This is a genomic window from Enterovibrio makurazakiensis, assembly GCF_050336585.1.
In the GTDB taxonomy this organism is placed as follows: Bacteria; Pseudomonadota; Gammaproteobacteria; order Enterobacterales; family Vibrionaceae; genus Enterovibrio; species Enterovibrio gelatinilyticus.
Genome location: NZ_JAKJSE010000018.1, coordinates 19,514 through 35,776, shown reverse-complemented (window position 1 = coordinate 35,776; position 16,263 = coordinate 19,514). Strand labels below are relative to the sequence as shown.

At 47.7% G+C, this 16,263-nt stretch carries 14 protein-coding genes; 7 read left to right on the top strand and 7 right to left on the bottom strand.

The genetic code is table 11. From position 1 onward, the window contains the following. Positions 1–15: 15 nt before the first annotated feature. Positions 16–1,476, bottom strand: coding sequence for an aminoacyl-histidine dipeptidase (locus L4D06_RS14165; RefSeq protein ID WP_429740082.1), 1,461 nt, complete (start codon positions 1,474–1,476; stop codon positions 16–18). Between the two features lie 1,032 nt (positions 1,477–2,508). On the opposite strand from L4D06_RS14165, the gene L4D06_RS14160 reads away from it, so the two are divergent. From L4D06_RS14160 to L4D06_RS14130, 7 genes are all read left to right on the top strand, one after another. Continuing rightward, entirely contained in the window at positions 2,509–3,795 is a 1,287-nt protein-coding gene (locus tag L4D06_RS14160) for an NCS2 family permease (protein ID WP_274163556.1), read from the top strand. 65 nt (positions 3,796–3,860) lie between these two features. After that, complete coding sequence (gene gpt / locus L4D06_RS14155) at positions 3,861–4,319, top strand: xanthine phosphoribosyltransferase (RefSeq protein ID WP_274163555.1); 459 nt, start codon at positions 3,861–3,863, stop codon at positions 4,317–4,319. Between the two features lie 156 nt (positions 4,320–4,475). Beyond that, a complete protein-coding gene (frsA, locus tag L4D06_RS14150) occupies positions 4,476–5,729 on the top strand; it encodes an esterase FrsA (protein ID WP_429740079.1) in 1,254 nt (417 codons plus the stop codon). Positions 5,730–5,961: 232 nt separating this feature from the next. After that, a complete protein-coding gene (crl, locus tag L4D06_RS14145) occupies positions 5,962–6,366 on the top strand; it encodes a sigma factor-binding protein Crl (protein WP_274163553.1) in 405 nt (134 codons plus the stop codon). Between the two features lie 150 nt (positions 6,367–6,516). Beyond that, positions 6,517–7,674 (top strand): glutamate 5-kinase, encoded by a 1,158-nt coding sequence (proB, locus tag L4D06_RS14140; RefSeq protein ID WP_429740077.1) that lies wholly within the window; start codon positions 6,517–6,519, stop codon positions 7,672–7,674. 51 nt (positions 7,675–7,725) lie between these two features. Continuing rightward, complete coding sequence (locus tag L4D06_RS14135; RefSeq protein ID WP_429740074.1) at positions 7,726–8,994, top strand: glutamate-5-semialdehyde dehydrogenase; 1,269 nt, start codon at positions 7,726–7,728, stop codon at positions 8,992–8,994. A 154-nt stretch (positions 8,995–9,148) separates the two neighbouring features. After that, positions 9,149–10,072 (top strand): LysR family transcriptional regulator, encoded by a 924-nt coding sequence (locus tag L4D06_RS14130; RefSeq protein ID WP_429740072.1) that lies wholly within the window; start codon positions 9,149–9,151, stop codon positions 10,070–10,072. On the opposite strand, the gene L4D06_RS14125 is transcribed toward L4D06_RS14130, so the two are convergent. The 6 genes from L4D06_RS14125 to L4D06_RS14100 all read right to left on the bottom strand — a co-directional run bounded on the left by L4D06_RS14125 (position 10,069) and on the right by L4D06_RS14100 (position 16,181). Then, positions 10,069–10,962 (bottom strand): YjjW family glycine radical enzyme activase, encoded by an 894-nt coding sequence (locus L4D06_RS14125; RefSeq protein ID WP_429740070.1) that lies wholly within the window; start codon positions 10,960–10,962, stop codon positions 10,069–10,071. The genes L4D06_RS14130 and L4D06_RS14125 overlap by 4 nt on opposite strands. A 30-nt stretch (positions 10,963–10,992) precedes the next feature. Then, positions 10,993–12,534, bottom strand: coding sequence for a YjjI family glycine radical enzyme (locus tag L4D06_RS14120; protein ID WP_429740069.1), 1,542 nt, complete (start codon positions 12,532–12,534; stop codon positions 10,993–10,995). A gap of 239 nt (positions 12,535–12,773) precedes the next feature. Further along, positions 12,774–13,739, bottom strand: coding sequence for a lipoyl synthase (gene lipA, locus L4D06_RS14115; RefSeq protein WP_274163547.1), 966 nt, complete (start codon positions 13,737–13,739; stop codon positions 12,774–12,776). Next, positions 13,736–14,389, bottom strand: coding sequence for a lipoyl(octanoyl) transferase LipB (gene lipB / locus L4D06_RS14110; RefSeq protein WP_274163546.1), 654 nt, complete (start codon positions 14,387–14,389; stop codon positions 13,736–13,738). The genes lipA and lipB overlap by 4 nt, the downstream gene beginning before the upstream one ends. Before the next feature lie 131 nt (positions 14,390–14,520). Next, complete coding sequence (ybeD, locus tag L4D06_RS14105; protein ID WP_028023650.1) at positions 14,521–14,790, bottom strand: DUF493 family protein YbeD; 270 nt, start codon at positions 14,788–14,790, stop codon at positions 14,521–14,523. 218 nt (positions 14,791–15,008) lie between these two features. After that, entirely contained in the window at positions 15,009–16,181 is a 1,173-nt protein-coding gene (locus L4D06_RS14100; RefSeq protein ID WP_429740068.1) for a serine hydrolase, read from the bottom strand. Between the last annotated feature and the right edge of the window lie 82 nt (positions 16,182–16,263).

The following is a 16,263-nucleotide window of genomic DNA, read 5'->3' as shown; positions in this document are numbered from 1 at the left end:
GTTTCGCTTTGGCCTTTATGCCTTAACAGGGATGGCTTTTAGCATCGCAATCATCTGCTCCCAGAACAGACCAACTGTCGCGATATTCACTTTCTCATCAGGGGAGTGAGGGAATTTGATGGTTGGACCGAAAGAGATCATGTCCATGTTAGGGTAGGGCTCTTTAAACAAACCACACTCTAACCCTGCATGAATCACCATAATATCGGGTACGCGACCGTAGATATCTTTATAGGTATCACGGAATACATGCATAATTTCTGAATCTGGGTTTGGCTTCCAGCCAGGGTAAGCACCTGAGAATGTCACCTCTGAACCAGCTAGTGCGCTCAATGAGCGCAGCATGCTCTCTACATAGCTTCGCCCACTGTCATCTAACGAACGGATCAGGCACAAGAGCGTCATGGTGTTTTCTTCGGTGGTGATGACACCGAGGTTCAATGACGTTTCTACCACCCCTTTTATATCATCACTCATGCGGATCACGCCATTGGGACAAGCGTTGATGGTAGCAATGATGCGATTTTGCACGTCAGAGGTTAGTGCTTGTTCTTCAATGTTGAGATCCAGTACTGCAAGAGCAATCGACGTTTCCACGGCGCCCAATTCTTGTTGGAGCAAGGCTTCAAAATGCGAAAACAATGCAGCCAGTTTATCCGTGTTCTCAGTAGGTACGGCCAAGTTAGCAAATGCTTCGCGTGGAATTGCGTTGCGAAGCGTACCACCGCGAATAGATAGGAGACGCAGACCTAATTCTTCGGCGTGCCCAGCAAGAAAGCGACCGAGAAGTTTGTTGGCATTGGCGCGACCGGTATGAATATCAACACCTGAGTGTCCGCCTTTTAAGCCTTTGATTTGAAGAGTCTTACCGACATAGCCTTCGCCTAGTGTTTCTCGCTCGAGCGTGAAGTCGATGGCAGTGTCCACACCGCCCGCACAACCCATGTAGATTTCGCCTTCTTGCTCAGAATCTGTGTTTAGCAAGATTTCTCCGTCTAACCAACCCTCTTTTAGCCCAAAAGCACCCGTCATACCTGCTTCTTCATCAATGGTTAACAGGACTTCAAGCGGACCGTGCTCGATGTCTGTCGCGGCAAGGACAGCAAGACAGGTTGCCATTCCCATGCCATTGTCAGCGCCTAGCGTAGTACCATCCGCAGTAACCCATTCACCATCGATATAAGGGCGGATAGGATCGACAGTGAAATCGTGATCCGTGTTTTCGTTCTTTTGCGGCACCATATCTATATGTGCTTGTAGAACGACACCTTTACGGTTTTCCATGCCTGATGTGGCTGGCTTTTTGATGATGACATTGCCTATGTCGTCGCGTTTAACCGACAGCCCCTCAGCTGTTGCCCAATCAACAATGAACTGAGCGAGTTGATCTTCGTGCTTTGAAGGGTGAGGAATAGAGCAAATTTTGTCGAAAAACTGCCACACATGTTGTGGCGACAATTGACTAATTTCTGACACAGGCTATCTCCAGAAAACATGGAATGAAAAAGGCAGCAGTGCTGCAAGCAATTAACCTAACAGAATTTGTAACGGAAAAGTATGCCTTGTTAAAAGCATATCGCTGCTGATAGGCCTAAGAGCCTACATCTTGAGCTGTCACTCCGCATATGGCGCTATTCATGACTGTTAATGCGATGCAAATATAGCGGAGTCAGTGAATGCGTCGCTCAAGAGGCAATGCATGCAATGGTGCTTACTTTGCCATGCGTATGCCTTTATCTCAGTGCAATAACTTGGCGTGAATGTGTAACTTTATTACATAATAGGGATTATTTAAGTATTATTGTGATTTAGGTCTCTTTTTGTTTGTAATAAAATAACGCATAGGTTATTATCTCGCCGTCTTCTGGATGGGCAGTGAGCCCAAAGACATAGCTGTGCGCTTCATTTGTTTATGGATAAACCCGAAATCATTCGTCTCCACGGAACCGAGCTTTATTAAAGCTGCATTTATTCCTATCGAATTATTTTGAGGTACGACCTATGAAAGGCAGTTCTGCTAGCCAATACTGGAACCGTGGTTCCGTATACACCGCCAATTTTCGTTATCCGGCGACGTTCGGATACAAAAGCAAGTAACCAATTTCCTTGCTTGATACATACATTACCCCGCTCTAACAGATATTTTCGTTCCGATTTGGAATTTGATTTTTGATCTGGCGCCACTTTTAGTGGCGTTTTTTTTATCTCAATTTTCGTCTCTTGCAGTGCCTCTCAGTCTATTGATGAAGCAGACAACGTTGATCACAGCTTTGGCTGTTGTTCGTTTATTAATCAATAAATCACTCTAGAATTTGTGTCTTAAACAGGCAATGTCGTCAGGATGGCGATAAGTCGTTTAATCTGCCACCGATTGACCAGTAAGTGATGTAATTCACACTGGAAATTTCGTGAAGTGGCGAGTAATATTCGCGTCAAATTCAGACGCAAACGTTTAGCCAAACGTTTGCGTAATATTTTCAGACACATACTTTCCAAGGAACGAAAGCCATGCTTGAGCGTCTTTTTAAATTAAAAGAGCAAGGTACTGATATACGCACCGAAGTTATTGCTGGGGTTACCACCTTCCTGACAATGGCTTACATCATCTTTGTTAACCCTGCGATTTTGTCTGAAACAGGCATGGATCGTGGTGCTGTGTTTGTTGCCACATGTTTGGCAGCGGCTATCGGTTGTTTTGTGATGGGATTAGTTGCCAATTACCCTGTTGCACAAGCACCTGGTATGGGCCTTAATGCCTTCTTTACCTACACTGTCGTATTCCAGATGGGTTACTCGTGGCAAGTTGCTTTGGGTGCGGTGTTCCTGTCGGGTTTGTGCTTTATCGCACTGAGTCTATTTAAAGTTCGAGAGTTGATCATTCACTCTATCCCACTTTCTCTTCGAACAGGCATCTCTGCAGGTATCGGTATGTTTTTGGCGCTGATTGCGCTGCAAAACTCCGGCATCGTGGTTGCGCATCCAGCGACATTGGTTTCAATGGGGGATTTATCTTCTTTTGCCCCTGCGATGGCTGCACTAGGCTTCTTCCTAACCATCGGTTTGGTTAATCGCGGTATTAAAGGCGCGGTGATGATTGCCATCCTTATTGTTACTGCGATTGCGGTCGGAACAGGTAACGTGCAATACGGCGGCATTATGTCGGCGCCGCCAAGTCTTGCTCCAACCTTTATGCAAATGGATTTATCTGGCGCATTTGATGTTGCAATGATTTCTGTTGTTTTCGCCTTCTTGTTTGTTGATTTGTTTGATACTGCGGGCACCTTGGTGGGTGTGGCGCAAAAAGCAGATCTGATGGACAAAGATGGAAAGCTGCCACGTTTGAACCGTGCACTATTGGCGGACAGTACAGCAACGACTGTGGGTGCCGTTCTGGGTACATCAAACACAACCTCTTACATTGAAAGTGTATCAGGTGTTGCTGCGGGCGGTCGTACCGGTCTGACCGCGGTTGTGGTTGGTGGTATGTTCTTGCTGGCATTGTTCTTCGCCCCACTGGCTGGCATGGTTCCGGCTTACGCTACCGCAGGCGCACTGTTCTACGTTGCGATTTTGATGATGTCAGGTCTGGTGAGCGTAAACTGGCGTGATCTGACTGAAGCTGCACCAGTTGTTGTCGTATGTTTGCTGATGCCATTGACCTACTCTATTGCACATGGCATTGGTTTGGGCTTTATCTCTTACTGCGCAATCAAAGCGTTTAGCGGTAAAGGACGTGACGTACCTATTAGTATTTGGGTTCTGGCTGCGCTGTTCTTGCTGAAATTTGTTATGTAAGACACAATACGCCGCAATTGAATCTGTGAGTTAAATGGCGACCGTCGCCACTGAGGTTTTTTAAAATGAGCAACAAGTTTGTTATCACGTGGGACAACATGCAAATGTATACCCGCCAACTGGCTGAAAAATTGTTACCTGTAGAACAATGGACTGGGATTATTGCAGTAAGCCGTGGAGGTCTTGTACCTGCTGCGATTCTTGCTCGTGAGCTAGGCATCCGTCACGTTGATACAGTGTGCATTTCTAGCTATGACCATGATCATCAGCGTGATATGCGTGTTATCAAAAAAGCTGAAGGTGACGGTGAAGGTTTCATCGTGGTTGACGATTTGGTTGATACTGGCGGCACTGCAGAAGTGATCCGTGAAATGTATCCGAAAGCGAAATTTGTCACCGTATGTGCGAAACCTGCGGGCAAACACCTTGTTGATGACTACGTTGTTGATATTGCGCAAGACTGTTGGATTGAACAGCCTTGGGATATGGCTGTGACGTTCGTTGAGCCTGTAGCAAAGCGCTAAGAAAAATTATCGATAGAAAGCCCCGAAAGGGGCTTTTTTTTTGCCTTATGTCAGTGAATGAGCTCACAGATGCTGCTTGGCTTTGAGAGAGCATGGTTTTCTCTAAGCCATCGTTTACACTAGAGGTCGTTGAAATGAATGCGCCGGAGAGATGCCGTGAGAGAGACAGAGTCAGAGAACTTATCAGTCAAACTCTTTAAACCCACCAAACATGCCAAAGAAACATCCACCATTGTAGGCACAGCCAACAAGCCACCTAAAGATGTTGAAAGTGTCTTAGACGGCCAAAGTGACAACAGTTGGTACCGTGTTTTGCGCCGCCCTCAGTGGATATGGCAAGGCGTTGATCCGATAGAAATGGAAGAAACGCTGGCACGCATTGCTGCTTCAGACAATGACAGAAGCAACGAAAAGTTACTTGATACTGTCGTCGGTTATCGTCAGGGCAATTGGTCTTACGAATGGGCCCAGTGTGGTATGAAACACCAAAAATGGGCGCAGGAAAAAGATGAGCAAGGCGATAAAGCAGGAGCAACTGCAGAGTGGGGACGTGCCTCGGCTTGCTTCAGTATTGCAGGTTACCCTCACTTGAAAGGGGATCCGCTTTCTCAACAAACTGAAATTCTGGCTAACAAAGCATTTCACGCAGCGATGGAAACATCGAGCCTCAAAATCAAAAACATAGTCACCAAGGTAGATGGTAAACCCCTAGAAGGTTTTCTGTATCTGCCACATACCAATGAGCCGCTACCTACTGTGATTGTTAGTGGTGGCATGGACGGTTTGCAAACGGATCTGTTGCATCTCTTTGAAACCTATTTTGCACCAGCCAACATTGCCATGTTGACTCTGGATATGCCTTCAGTTGGCAGAAGCAGTCACTGGAACCTCACAGAAGATAGCAGTCGTTTACACCAAGCTATGTTGCATGAACTCGAATCCGTACCTTGGGTTGATCATCATCGCGTTGGTTGTTTTGGTGTCCGTTTTGGTGCGAATGCTGCGGTAAGAATGGCGTTTGTTGAACAAAATCGTATTAAGTCTTGTGTGTCTGTTGGAGGCATTCTTCATGCCATGCTGACGGACGTAAATCGTCGTAACAATATCCCACCAATGCACTTAGACACCATCGCGTCTCGAATGGGTAAGAGCCAAGCATCGTCGACGCTTTTGACTCAGTTGCAAGCGCTGTCGCTTAGACATCAAGGGCTACTCAACGGTAGGAAGACGAAGGTTCCGATCCTAGCTATTGGCCTTGACGGTGATCCCGTATGTCCAGATTCTGATAATCAACTAGCTGCGCTATACAGCTATGGAGGCAAAGCGAAAACCTTGCCAAGTAAACCTATTCATGACGGATATCACAGAATAATGCTTGAAGCTATTGACTGGTTCAACAAAACACTGTGATCGAGATCTTTTTAACTGTCTTGGGATGAAGACATATTAAGGAAAGCGCTCCCTGTGAGGACGAATTTTAACCAGATGCGTGTTATATAAATGGGTGTTTGCTGTTAACGCATTTCCCATGCGTGAACGAGCCTTATGCAGAGCAAGGAATGGCTTAGTCGCTAACCTCTGTGTTCTCGCAAACACTCTACTGATAATAATGAGATCGACGTTCGTCTTAAGGGAGCTTGCTATGACTGAAGAAACGAAAAATATATCTCACGGGAGGTTGTTGACGAAGTTTGCTCAACTGGGTCCTTATCTGAGACAAAAAAAATCCTCAGAAGAAGGGTACTTCTTTGATTGCCTTTCTGCGTGTGTGAACGCAAAGAAACCACCTGAAAGTCGTGAGTTTTGGGGATGGTGGATGAAGCTAACACCAAAAGAAGGGGGCTTTGAGTACGCTTATACGTTCGGTAAATTCAACACTGAGGGTGAATGGCTAGAAGAGAATGTCCCGAATAAGTGTGTAAAGGAAGTGAAAGCCTCTCTTGATACCTTTTATCAAAAGATTGCAGGGTTTGTTGAAGGCGATTTGGCGTTAGAAATCACTGCGTTGCCGTCGCTAAAAAAACCGAAGTTAGGTACTGCTGCCTAGTCACTCGGTTTACCGTTTGCCGCACCACCATTGATTTGTACCCAACCAACCTGAATTCCAGTATTTTCAAGTTGCTTGGGTATATTTACTTGTTATCTTGGTCTGGGATTGATAAAAGAAGGGCATATTCGCTTTTATGTTGTCAATGTCATGTCAGGCCAAGAAAACGTTTCATCTTTCATTTCTGAATCTGGCGATAAACAAGATCGCCAGACTGTCGTAGTAAAATTGGGAACCAGTGTGCTCACTGGTGGCTCAAACAAAATCGATCGCGCTCACCTTGTTGAGCTGGTGCGTCAGTGCGCCATGCTTATTCGACAGGGTCACCAAGTCATCGTTGTAACTTCTGGTGCTATTGCCGCTGGAAGACAGCATCTCAACCATCCCAACCTGCCCAATACTATCGCTAACAAGCAAATGCTGGCTGCCGTTGGTCAAAGCCGTTTGATCCAAGAGTGGGAAAGCCTCTTTGGTATTTATGGCATCAACATCGGTCAGATGCTGTTAACCCGCGCTGACCTTGATGATCGTGAGCGTTACTTGAATGCGCGAGATATGCTGCAAGCTTTGCTCGACAACAACATAGTGCCCGTTGTGAACGAAAACGATGCTGTTGCGACCGCTGAAATTAAAGTGGGTGACAATGACAACCTTTCTGCGTTGGTGGCTATTTTAGCCGAAGCAGACAAACTGCTTCTTTTGACCGATCAGCCGGGATTGTTTACCGCTGATCCGCGCTCAAACCCAGATGCAGAGCTTATTCGTGAAGTGCACACCATTGATGAAACCCTGCACCAGCTTGCTGGTGGCAGTGTGAGTGGATTAGGCACAGGTGGCATGGCGACCAAGTTGCAAGCCGCTGACGTGGCGCGTCGTGCTGGCATTGAAGTCACCATTGCTGCGGGTAGCCGCCCTGAAGTGATTCAACATGTTGTGAGCGGACAACCTGCGGGTACTCGCTTCCTGCCGCTTGAGTCACCACTAGAAAGCCGTAAGCGCTGGATTCTGGCAGGTCCTCCGCCGGCAGGCGACATCATTATTGATGCAGGTGCAGCGTCTGCTGTTGTGAAACGTCATAGCAGCTTGCTATCAAAAGGCATCGTGTCAGTGAAAGGATCGTTTGATCGCGGTGCCGTTGCGCGCATATGCGATCAGCACGGTAAGCAGCTCGCTCGCGGTATTTGTCGTTATTCAAGCAAAGACCTGAGTGCGATCGCGGGTCGACACAGCCAAGACATTCAAGATATTCTGGGTTACGCACATGGACCTGTCGCGATTCATTGCGATGATTTGGTCGTAACCGATTAATCCGATTGCGGGTGTTCCGCAGTCGAAAAGGACGAAGCAATAGAGGCGAAAATGAGTCTGCAAACCACCAGTTTACAGAGCATGGGACGTGCGGCAAAAGATGCTGCATATGCATTGGCAACGGCACCAACAGCGCAAAAGAACCACGCGCTGGCAGTGATCGCTGATGAACTCGAGGCGAACGCGGCTGCGATTCTAGCGGCTAACGCAAAAGACATTGATGCGGGCAGAGAGGCAGGTTTGCCCGACGCCATGCTTGATCGTTTATTACTCAACGAATCACGTTTGGCAGGCATTGCCGCTGACGTGCGTAATGTCATTTCTCTGTCTGACCCCGTCGGCAGTGAAATGGATTGTAAAGTGCTGGAAAACGGCATGACGTTGAGTCGCCGTCGTGAACCCATCGGCGTTATTGGTGTGATTTATGAAGCACGACCTAACGTGACGATTGATATCGCGTCTCTGTGCCTGAAAACCGGCAATGCGAGCATTCTTCGTGGTGGCCGTGAAACCTTCCACTCAAATGTTGAGTTGGTGAAGGTCATTCAAACCGCGCTTGAAAAAGCCAACTTGCCTGCTTCGTCTGTTCAGTACATTGAAAAACCGGATCGTGAACTGGTAGGCGAACTGCTTCGTCTTGACGATTACGTGGACATGATTATTCCTCGTGGTGGTGCGGGCTTGCACAAGATGTGTAAAGAGAACAGCACCATCCCAGTGATCATCGGTGGCTTTGGCATTAGTCACATGTACGTGGATAAAACCGCGGATCTCGATCGCGCTTTGGATTTGATCATCAACGCGAAAGCACAGCGCCCTTCAGCGTGTAATGCGCTGGATACTTTGCTAGTGAACAAAGACATTGCGGCTGCATTGTTTGAAAAACTGACGCCACTGCTTAACGACAACAAATTGAAGGTTGTTGCTGAGAAAGCGGCGCTGCCATTACTGAATGGTGTGGCGGATCTGCAAGAAGCGGGCGAGGGTGATTTCGACACGGAATGGCTGAGCTACACGCTAGGTGTGGCATTGGTTGCTGATGTTCATGGTGCACTTGCCCACATGCGTGAGCACAATGCGAGTCACTCAGATGCGATCTTGACCAACGATTTGATGGCAACCGAAGCTTTCATCAATGGCGCAGGCTCTGCTGCTGTTTATGTGAATGCCTCTACACGCTTCACAGACGGCGCTCAGTTCGGTTTAGGCGCAGAAGTTGCTGTGTCTACTCAGAAGCTTCATGCTCGTGGCCCTATGGGCTTAGAGGAGCTGACAACCTACAAATGGGTGGGTAAAGCGGATTACCTGTCTCGCCCATAACCGGGAAGTGGATTATCGAAGTAAAAGGCGCTGATTCAGCGCCTTTTTTGTGTCTGGCGCTTGTATATCCCCACGTTACTTAGGCATATCTCTACCTCTAGGGAAGGTTTAGCGCTACGCTATGCCGTGATTGTTTAAATGATGATGACCTTCGATGGATTACGCGACTCTTTCCCGTATTAGCGTTAAACACTTAACCGTGATGCATGTGCTCTTGATGACGCATAGCGTGACGGCGACAGCCAATATATTGTGTGTCACGCCATCAAGCGTGAGCAAGGCATTGGCGCAGCTTAAAACACAGCTGAACGATGAGCTTTTCTTCCGCACAGGTAATCAACTCGCCCCTACGCAATATGCCTTGAGCATTGGCCCAGCTATCCACAATGTGCTGTCGAACATTAACGGTATATTTCAACAAGGCGAGTTTGCGCCAGAGACGTTTACGGGTACGCTTTCCTTGTCGATGCGTGAAAGTACGTTCGAGCTTTTCGCCCCTCAGCTTGGGAACATTTCTCAGCAGTTGAGTGACCATGCTCAGTTAGTGATCTCCACCAAAGAACAATTCAGTTTTGAGGCATTACTGAGCGGGAAGATCGATTTTCTGCTGCTGCCTCATGATATCAGCCAGCCACCGACACACAGTAAGAACTTGGTGTGGAAAGCGATTCTGAATGATGAAATGGTCTGCTTGATGAATCACCATCATCCTCTTGCCAAGGGTGAGCTGACGATAGAGAAATACTTGAGTTATCGGCATATTCGTGTGATCGACAAAGACTTGGCGGAACCTTACTTTGAGCAGACACTCACGCAGCGCCATGGTGCAAGAAACATTGCGACCATGGTGGCGGATTTCGGTTCGGCGGCATTAATGTGTCAGCACTCGCCGTATTTGTTTACGTGCTCGAAGCGTTGGGCTGAAACGGCGCTACAAGGAAAAGGGCTGGTGGCAAAACCCTTACCGTTTGATTACGGACAAGTGGCGTATAGCTTGGTGTGGAATACCGTGAGTTTGAACAACCCAGCGTGCCGCTGGCTGCATGATCAACTGGTTGGCGACACGGCAAAGAGTTAGGTGTAAATCGTCGGTAATTGCATGGGGCGATTGATCTTCGAAAACAGTAAATCATGAAAGCGGTTCATCTCGGTTTCACTGCATTTTTCCCACGTTAACGCTTCACCAATCACACCGTGATGTTGAAACGCGTTGAGGCGGATCTTTACCTCTTTAGGCAGGGTGTTGAGGTAATCGCCTACCGCATCGACTTCGGTATCCAAATCGCTTTTCCCCGGTATATGCAGCAAACGCACTTCATGCAGTTTATTCTGCGTAGCCAAGTAATCGATGGTGTCGATAACGCGATGCTTATCTCGACCGACGAGCCACAAATGCGTGTCTGATTGCCATGCTTTGAGATCGATCATGGCACCATCAAGGTAGGGGGAAACGCGCTCCCAGCCCGTTCGTGATAGCGAACCGTTACTGTCGATATAGCAGGTAAGGTGTGCAAGATCAGGATCGGATTTCACCGCTTTGAATAGCGCGATAATGAAAGGCAGTTGCAGTGTTGCTTCACCACCTGAAATGGTGATGCCATTGAGGAAAAAGTGGTGTTGGCGGATCAACGCGAGCATGTCATCAACGCTGTAGCTTACGATTTTCGGGTTGGATTTATCAGGGCAAACATCGATGCAAAGATCGCAGTGGGTACACTTATCAGCGTGCCAAACAACGCGTTGTGTGCCGTTTTGTTGTGAGGCAATGGACAGGGCATCGCTTGGACAGCTTTTCACACAATCACCGCAATGGGTGCAGTGATTGATGGTGTGAGGGTTATGGCACGTGATGCAATCGAAATTGCATCCTTGCAAAAACACCACCAAACGGTTACCCGGCCCATCAACACAAGAGAATGTCAGAATACGACTGACCAGTGCTTCGTTTTGCGTTGGCTTCACTGACATTCTCTTGGTCTCTTTCCGGATTAACCGTGGTTATTTGTAAACTGGCGTTGATTCAAAGCTCACGACGCGTGGCGCACGGTTCAAAATCCCCGTGTTTTTCGATGCTTCTGCACCCAGCCACGTGGTGTTTTTGCGTGAACCTTCGTCATCAAACTTCGCGATATCAGACAGCTTGATCATATAACCCGTGACACGAACCAAATCGTTTGATGCAACGTTCGCGGTGAACTCACGGTAACCCAGATTGATTGCGCCTTTACACAGGTTGAACATCGCTTCTGGGTTTGATTTTACCGTCTCATCAATCGTCAGAATGTCGCTGATACCTGAGGTGTAGTGCTTATGGTGACCTGCTGTTGCATGCACGTAAGTCACAGGGTCTGGTTCAGTACCATAAGGAATACGCACGCCAGGGGTTGCGTCCAAATCGAGGCTGATACCGCCTTGTGCGTGCAAAAGTGCTTTACCGTTGTAACCATGTTTGACTGGGTTTTCGTCAACCAAAGCCGCCAGTTTCGCGGAAATTGCGTGGCCCAATTCGTTAGCGCTGATGTCGTGACCGTACTTGCCTTGCTTGCCGTCTTTTTCGAACAAGGTATTTACAGCCTCAGCCATGCCGTAGATACCGAACATTGGCGCAAATCGGCTTTCTTCAATCAGTCCTTCAGTCGCAAGGAAGTTGGTGAAGAAGTTTGATGATTCATGCAGGTACGTGCTGCGTACATCCATCAGTTCAACCATCAGTTTGCTGTAGGTTGGCAGAACATGGTTGATGAAGTCGTCGCTGTTGGTTGCTTTGCTTGCCGCTTCTTTTAGGTTCATACGCACTAGGGTGTTTGAACCGCCAGCCAATGGCAGTGAGTTGTAGCAGCTCACAATGCCGAATCGCTTGTCACCGTAAGCGCCAGCATGCATTGGGTAGTTTGCAATGTGCGGTTTGCTGCATTCACAGATGTTGCTGGTGGCGTGACGAAGAAGATCATCAGGCGTGACAGCAGGGTCATACATGAACGTCAGGTTTGGCGCGATTTGTTTTAGTTCAGCATCAACGCGCAGGATGGTACGACAGATGATGTTGTCAGCAGGGCCAATGTTCGCGTGCATGAAAGCATCAGGCAGGGTGCGGTCCAGCATGATCCAGAAGCGTTTGATCTTCTCGTAGATCTCTTCTTCTGTCAGTGTGCCTACATACGGCATCAACACGTCATCAAGTTGACCAACATACACAGGGATGTTGGTCACTGATGGAACGTGATGGTAGATGATGTTTAGCATGTTCAGCGCATCATCAAGGTTTTCCGCTGGCGCAAGTTCCAGGTACTCAGAACCTTGCAACAAGAACTTCGCGTAATCTGGCAGCACGTAACGTGGCTTGAAAGGCGCATGGCCTTCGAACATGTCACAAATCACACCGTCCTTCATCGCTTGCTCGATGCTGTCTGTGATTGACAGGTACGGCAGGCTTGCTTCTGCTTCTAGCGCAAGAAACTGGTTCTTTTGCTTTGGTGAAAGACTTGGGTTGTTGATGATGTCGTAAAAACGTTGCTGCAGTTCAGATAGGTTGTTGTTCATGGAAAAGACCCTACTTTAATTTGGGTTTATTTTACGGTGGATAAGGGTTTTTCCACTATTGATATGATGGGAAGGTGGTGTTTCCATATTGGAAATCCGTAATCCGTAATCCGTAATCCGTAATCCGTAATCCGTAATCCGTAATCCGTAATCCGTAATCCGTATAAAAAATCGGTAGCGGCAGAGACGAAAACGCCGAGGCAGTCCTCGGCGTTTTTGGGTGTCTATTGGTGTGCGTCTTATTTGATTTCCACGCCCTGCGCTTGCAGATCTGCATGGTAAGAAGAACGAACAAACGGACCACATGCTGCGTGTGTGAAGCCTAGCTCCAACGCGATATCACGTAGCTCGTCGAACTCTTCAGGCGGCACGTAGCGTTCTACCGGAAGGTGGTGACGGCTTGGGGCAAGGTATTGGCCCAATGTCAGCATGGTCACGCCGTGCTCGCGCAAATCTTTCAAGACTTGGACGATCTCTTCCTTGGTTTCACCTAAGCCCATCATGACGCCAGATTTGGTAGGCACGTTCGGGTGCATTTCACCAAACTTCTTCAGTAGCTCAAGCGACCATTTGTAGTTCGCACCTGGACGCGCTTTACGGTAAAGACGCGGCGCAGTTTCAAGGTTGTGGTTGAATACGTCAGGCGGGTTGTCTTTAAGCAACTCAAGCGCTGTATCCATACGACCTCGGAAATCAGGTACCAAGGTTTCGATACGGATTTCTGGGTTCAAAGCACGAATTTCACGGGTACAGTCAGCAAAGTGTTTTGCACCGCCGTCACGTAAATCGTCACGGTCAACGGAGGTGACCACCACGTATTTCAGCTTCATGTCGCTGATGGTTTTTGCCAGTTTCGCTGGCTCATTTTCATCAGCTGCGTTTGGACGACCATGGGCAACGTCACAGAATGGGCAGCGGCGAGTACAAATCGCACCCAAAATCATGAACGTGGCTGTGCCGTGGTTGAAACACTCTGCCAAGTTTGGGCAAGACGCTTCTTCACAGACAGAATGCAGATTGTTTTTACGCAATGCAGACTTAATTTCCTGAATACGTTTGCTGTCAGAAGGAAGTTTTATCTTCATCCACTCGGGCTTGCGCAGCATCTCTTTTTTCTCGGTCGGCATGTTCTTGACCGGGATGAGCGCCATTTTGTCTGCATCGCGGTATTTCACGCCGCGTTCCATCTGGATCGGTTTGCTCATAATTGATTGCTTTCTGTTAGGGACTCGACCTGATCGTAACCGAGGTGCGAAGTCAGTTTATCTACTAACACTGGGTTTAACTCAGCCAACGAGGCTGGGCCACCAAGATCGACAGTTTGCGTCATCGCCATCCCCGCATAACCACATGGGTTGATACGCAGGAATGGAGAAAGATCCATGTTTACGTTGAGCGCGAGGCCGTGGAAAGAACACCCTCGACGGATACGAAGACCCAGCGAGCATATTTTTGTGTCTTTCACATAGACGCCTGGCGCATCAGGACGTGCGTTTGATTCGATGTCAAAGTGAGCCAGTGAATCGATCACAATGTTCTCGATATGGGTTACAAGCTCGCGCACGCCCATTTTGTTTCGTTTTAGGTCAATCAGTATGTATGCCACTTGCTGACCGGGACCATGGTATGTCACTTGCCCACCACGGTCGCTTTGTACAACAGGAATATCACCCGTTGCCAATAAGTGTTCTGCTTTGCCCGCTTGGCCTTGTGTAAACACAGGCTCATGCTCAACCAACCAAATTTCATCGCATGTGTCACTGTCGCGTTCGTCAGTAAACGTATGCATAGCATGCAAGATAGGTTCGTATGGCTGCAACCCAAGTTGTCTGATAATGAGGCGGTTTTGCTGCAAAGTACACCTGCTTGGCTAGAAATAGGCTGAGATAATGTCACAACCAACGTATCAGTTACGCCATTATAATGACAGACGGCTGAATTAACAGCCGTCTGAAAGTAAGGGTATTCTGTGTGAAGCTGCTTTGATTACAGAACCATACGAACGATATCGATATCACCCAGTTCTTTGTACAGGATTTCAACTTGTTCAATAGAAGTGGCAGTGATTGAGACAGATACCGCGTTGTATGTGCCTTTGCCACTTGGTTTTACGCTAGGGGTGTAATCACCCGGCGCGTGGCGCTGGATAACTTCCAAAACCAGATCTGTAAGTTCTGGTTTGGCGTAGCCCATGACTTTGTAAGTGAACTTACACGGGAACTCCAGCAGGTCTTTTAGTTTTGGTTGCTCTTGCATTATTTACTCCAGGCTTGACGCCAAATGCTCTGTCTGTGCGTCTATCTTTTGTGCTTATGATCACGATTTGTGAATGTGGAGCATAGTAATCGTCCTGTTAACAGAAAACAAGATGATGCAAAACCCCATGATTTCTTTTTATATGGGGACGAATAACCAAAATAAAAAGGCAGCCAATGGCTGCCTTCTAAAATTGTTAGCGTTCTTGCTGAATGCGCTTAGAACAAGCTCTTGAAGAACATGATAATGTAGTCAACCAAGCGACTGAACAAACCACCTTCTTGTACGTCGTTCAACGCAACCAGCGGGTATTCAGCGATGTCTTCACCATCAACTTGATAGAACAGTTTGCCGACAACATCACCTTTGGCGATTGGCGCTTCCAATGTTTTCTCAAGTACAAAGCTAGCTTCTAGCGATTTCGCTTTACCGCGAGGCAAAGTTACATAAGTGTCTTCACTTACGCCTAGCGCCACTTGGTCTGTGTCACCCATCCAGACTTTTTCAGTCACGAAGGTTTCGTCAGCCTTGTGTGGAGCAACGGTTTCAAAGAAACGGAAGCCGTAGTTAAGCAGTTTTTTACTTTCAGCCTTACGTGCGTTGGCACTGTTTGTACCCATCACAACCGCGATTAGGCGCATTTTACCTTCGGTGGCAGAGCTGACTAGGTTATAGCCCGCTTTGTCGGTATGACCCGTTTTAATACCATCAACGTTCATGCTCTTGTCCCAAAGCAAACCATTACGGTTGTATTGGGTGATGCCATTGTAGGTGAACGATTTTTCTTCGTAGATACGGTACTCTTCTGGCACATCGCGGATCAGTGCTTGGCTCAGAAGCGCTAGGTCGTAAGGTGTTGAGTACAACTCATCATGGTCTAGACCGTGTGAGTTGGCGTAATGGGTATCTTTCATACCTAGAGATTTCGCCCAACCGTTCATTAGGTCTACGAACGAATCCTCGGAACCCGCCACGTGTTCAGCCATTGCCACACACGCATCGTTACCTGATTGAATAATAATACCGCGGTTCAAATCAGCGACAGAAACGGTTGTGCCTACTTCGATAAACATTTTCGAGCTGCCTGGGAAGTTCTTCGCCCAAGCGTTTTTGCTGATCACGACTTCATCTTCAAGGCTGATGTTGCCGCGTTCGACTTCCTGACCAATGACGTAGCTGGTCATCATTTTGGTTAGGCTGGCTGGATTTAGGCGTTCGTAGGCATTGTTCTCGGCCAAAATTTTGCCCGAGTTATAGTCGATCAATACATAGCCTTTAGCTGCGATTTGAGGCGCATCAGGAACGACAGATGGAGCTGCAACGGTTGCAGCAGAGGTGGATACGGCAGTCAACAAGACTAAAGAGCGCAACAAAGAAGGTGATTTTTTCATAGATATAAGTACTTACTTGAATATTTCTCTAGTCAAAAGCAGCCGACACTATATCAGATAGCCCTGATAAGTGTCAGATGGG

Bases quoted from the DNA above. Each gene is read 5' to 3' on its own strand.
- L4D06_RS14160 (WP_274163556.1), top strand. From the start codon at position 2,509: ATGCTTGAGCGTCTTTTTAAATTAAAAGAGCAAGGTACTGATATACGC.
- gpt (WP_274163555.1), top strand. From the start codon at position 3,861: ATGAGCAACAAGTTTGTTATCACGTGGGACAACATGCAAATGTATACC.
- crl (WP_274163553.1), top strand. From the start codon at position 5,962: ATGACTGAAGAAACGAAAAATATATCTCACGGGAGGTTGTTGACGAAG.
- proB (WP_429740077.1), top strand. From the start codon at position 6,517: ATGTCAGGCCAAGAAAACGTTTCATCTTTCATTTCTGAATCTGGCGAT.
- L4D06_RS14135 (WP_429740074.1), top strand. From the start codon at position 7,726: ATGAGTCTGCAAACCACCAGTTTACAGAGCATGGGACGTGCGGCAAAA.
- L4D06_RS14130 (WP_429740072.1), top strand. From the start codon at position 9,149: ATGGATTACGCGACTCTTTCCCGTATTAGCGTTAAACACTTAACCGTG.
- L4D06_RS14125 (WP_429740070.1), bottom strand. From the start codon at position 10,962: ATGTCAGTGAAGCCAACGCAAAACGAAGCACTGGTCAGTCGTATTCTG.
- L4D06_RS14120 (WP_429740069.1), bottom strand. From the start codon at position 12,534: ATGAACAACAACCTATCTGAACTGCAGCAACGTTTTTACGACATCATC.
- lipA (WP_274163547.1), bottom strand. From the start codon at position 13,739: ATGAGCAAACCGATCCAGATGGAACGCGGCGTGAAATACCGCGATGCA.
- ybeD (WP_028023650.1), bottom strand. From the start codon at position 14,790: ATGCAAGAGCAACCAAAACTAAAAGACCTGCTGGAGTTCCCGTGTAAG.
- L4D06_RS14100 (WP_429740068.1), bottom strand. From the start codon at position 16,181: ATGAAAAAATCACCTTCTTTGTTGCGCTCTTTAGTCTTGTTGACTGCC.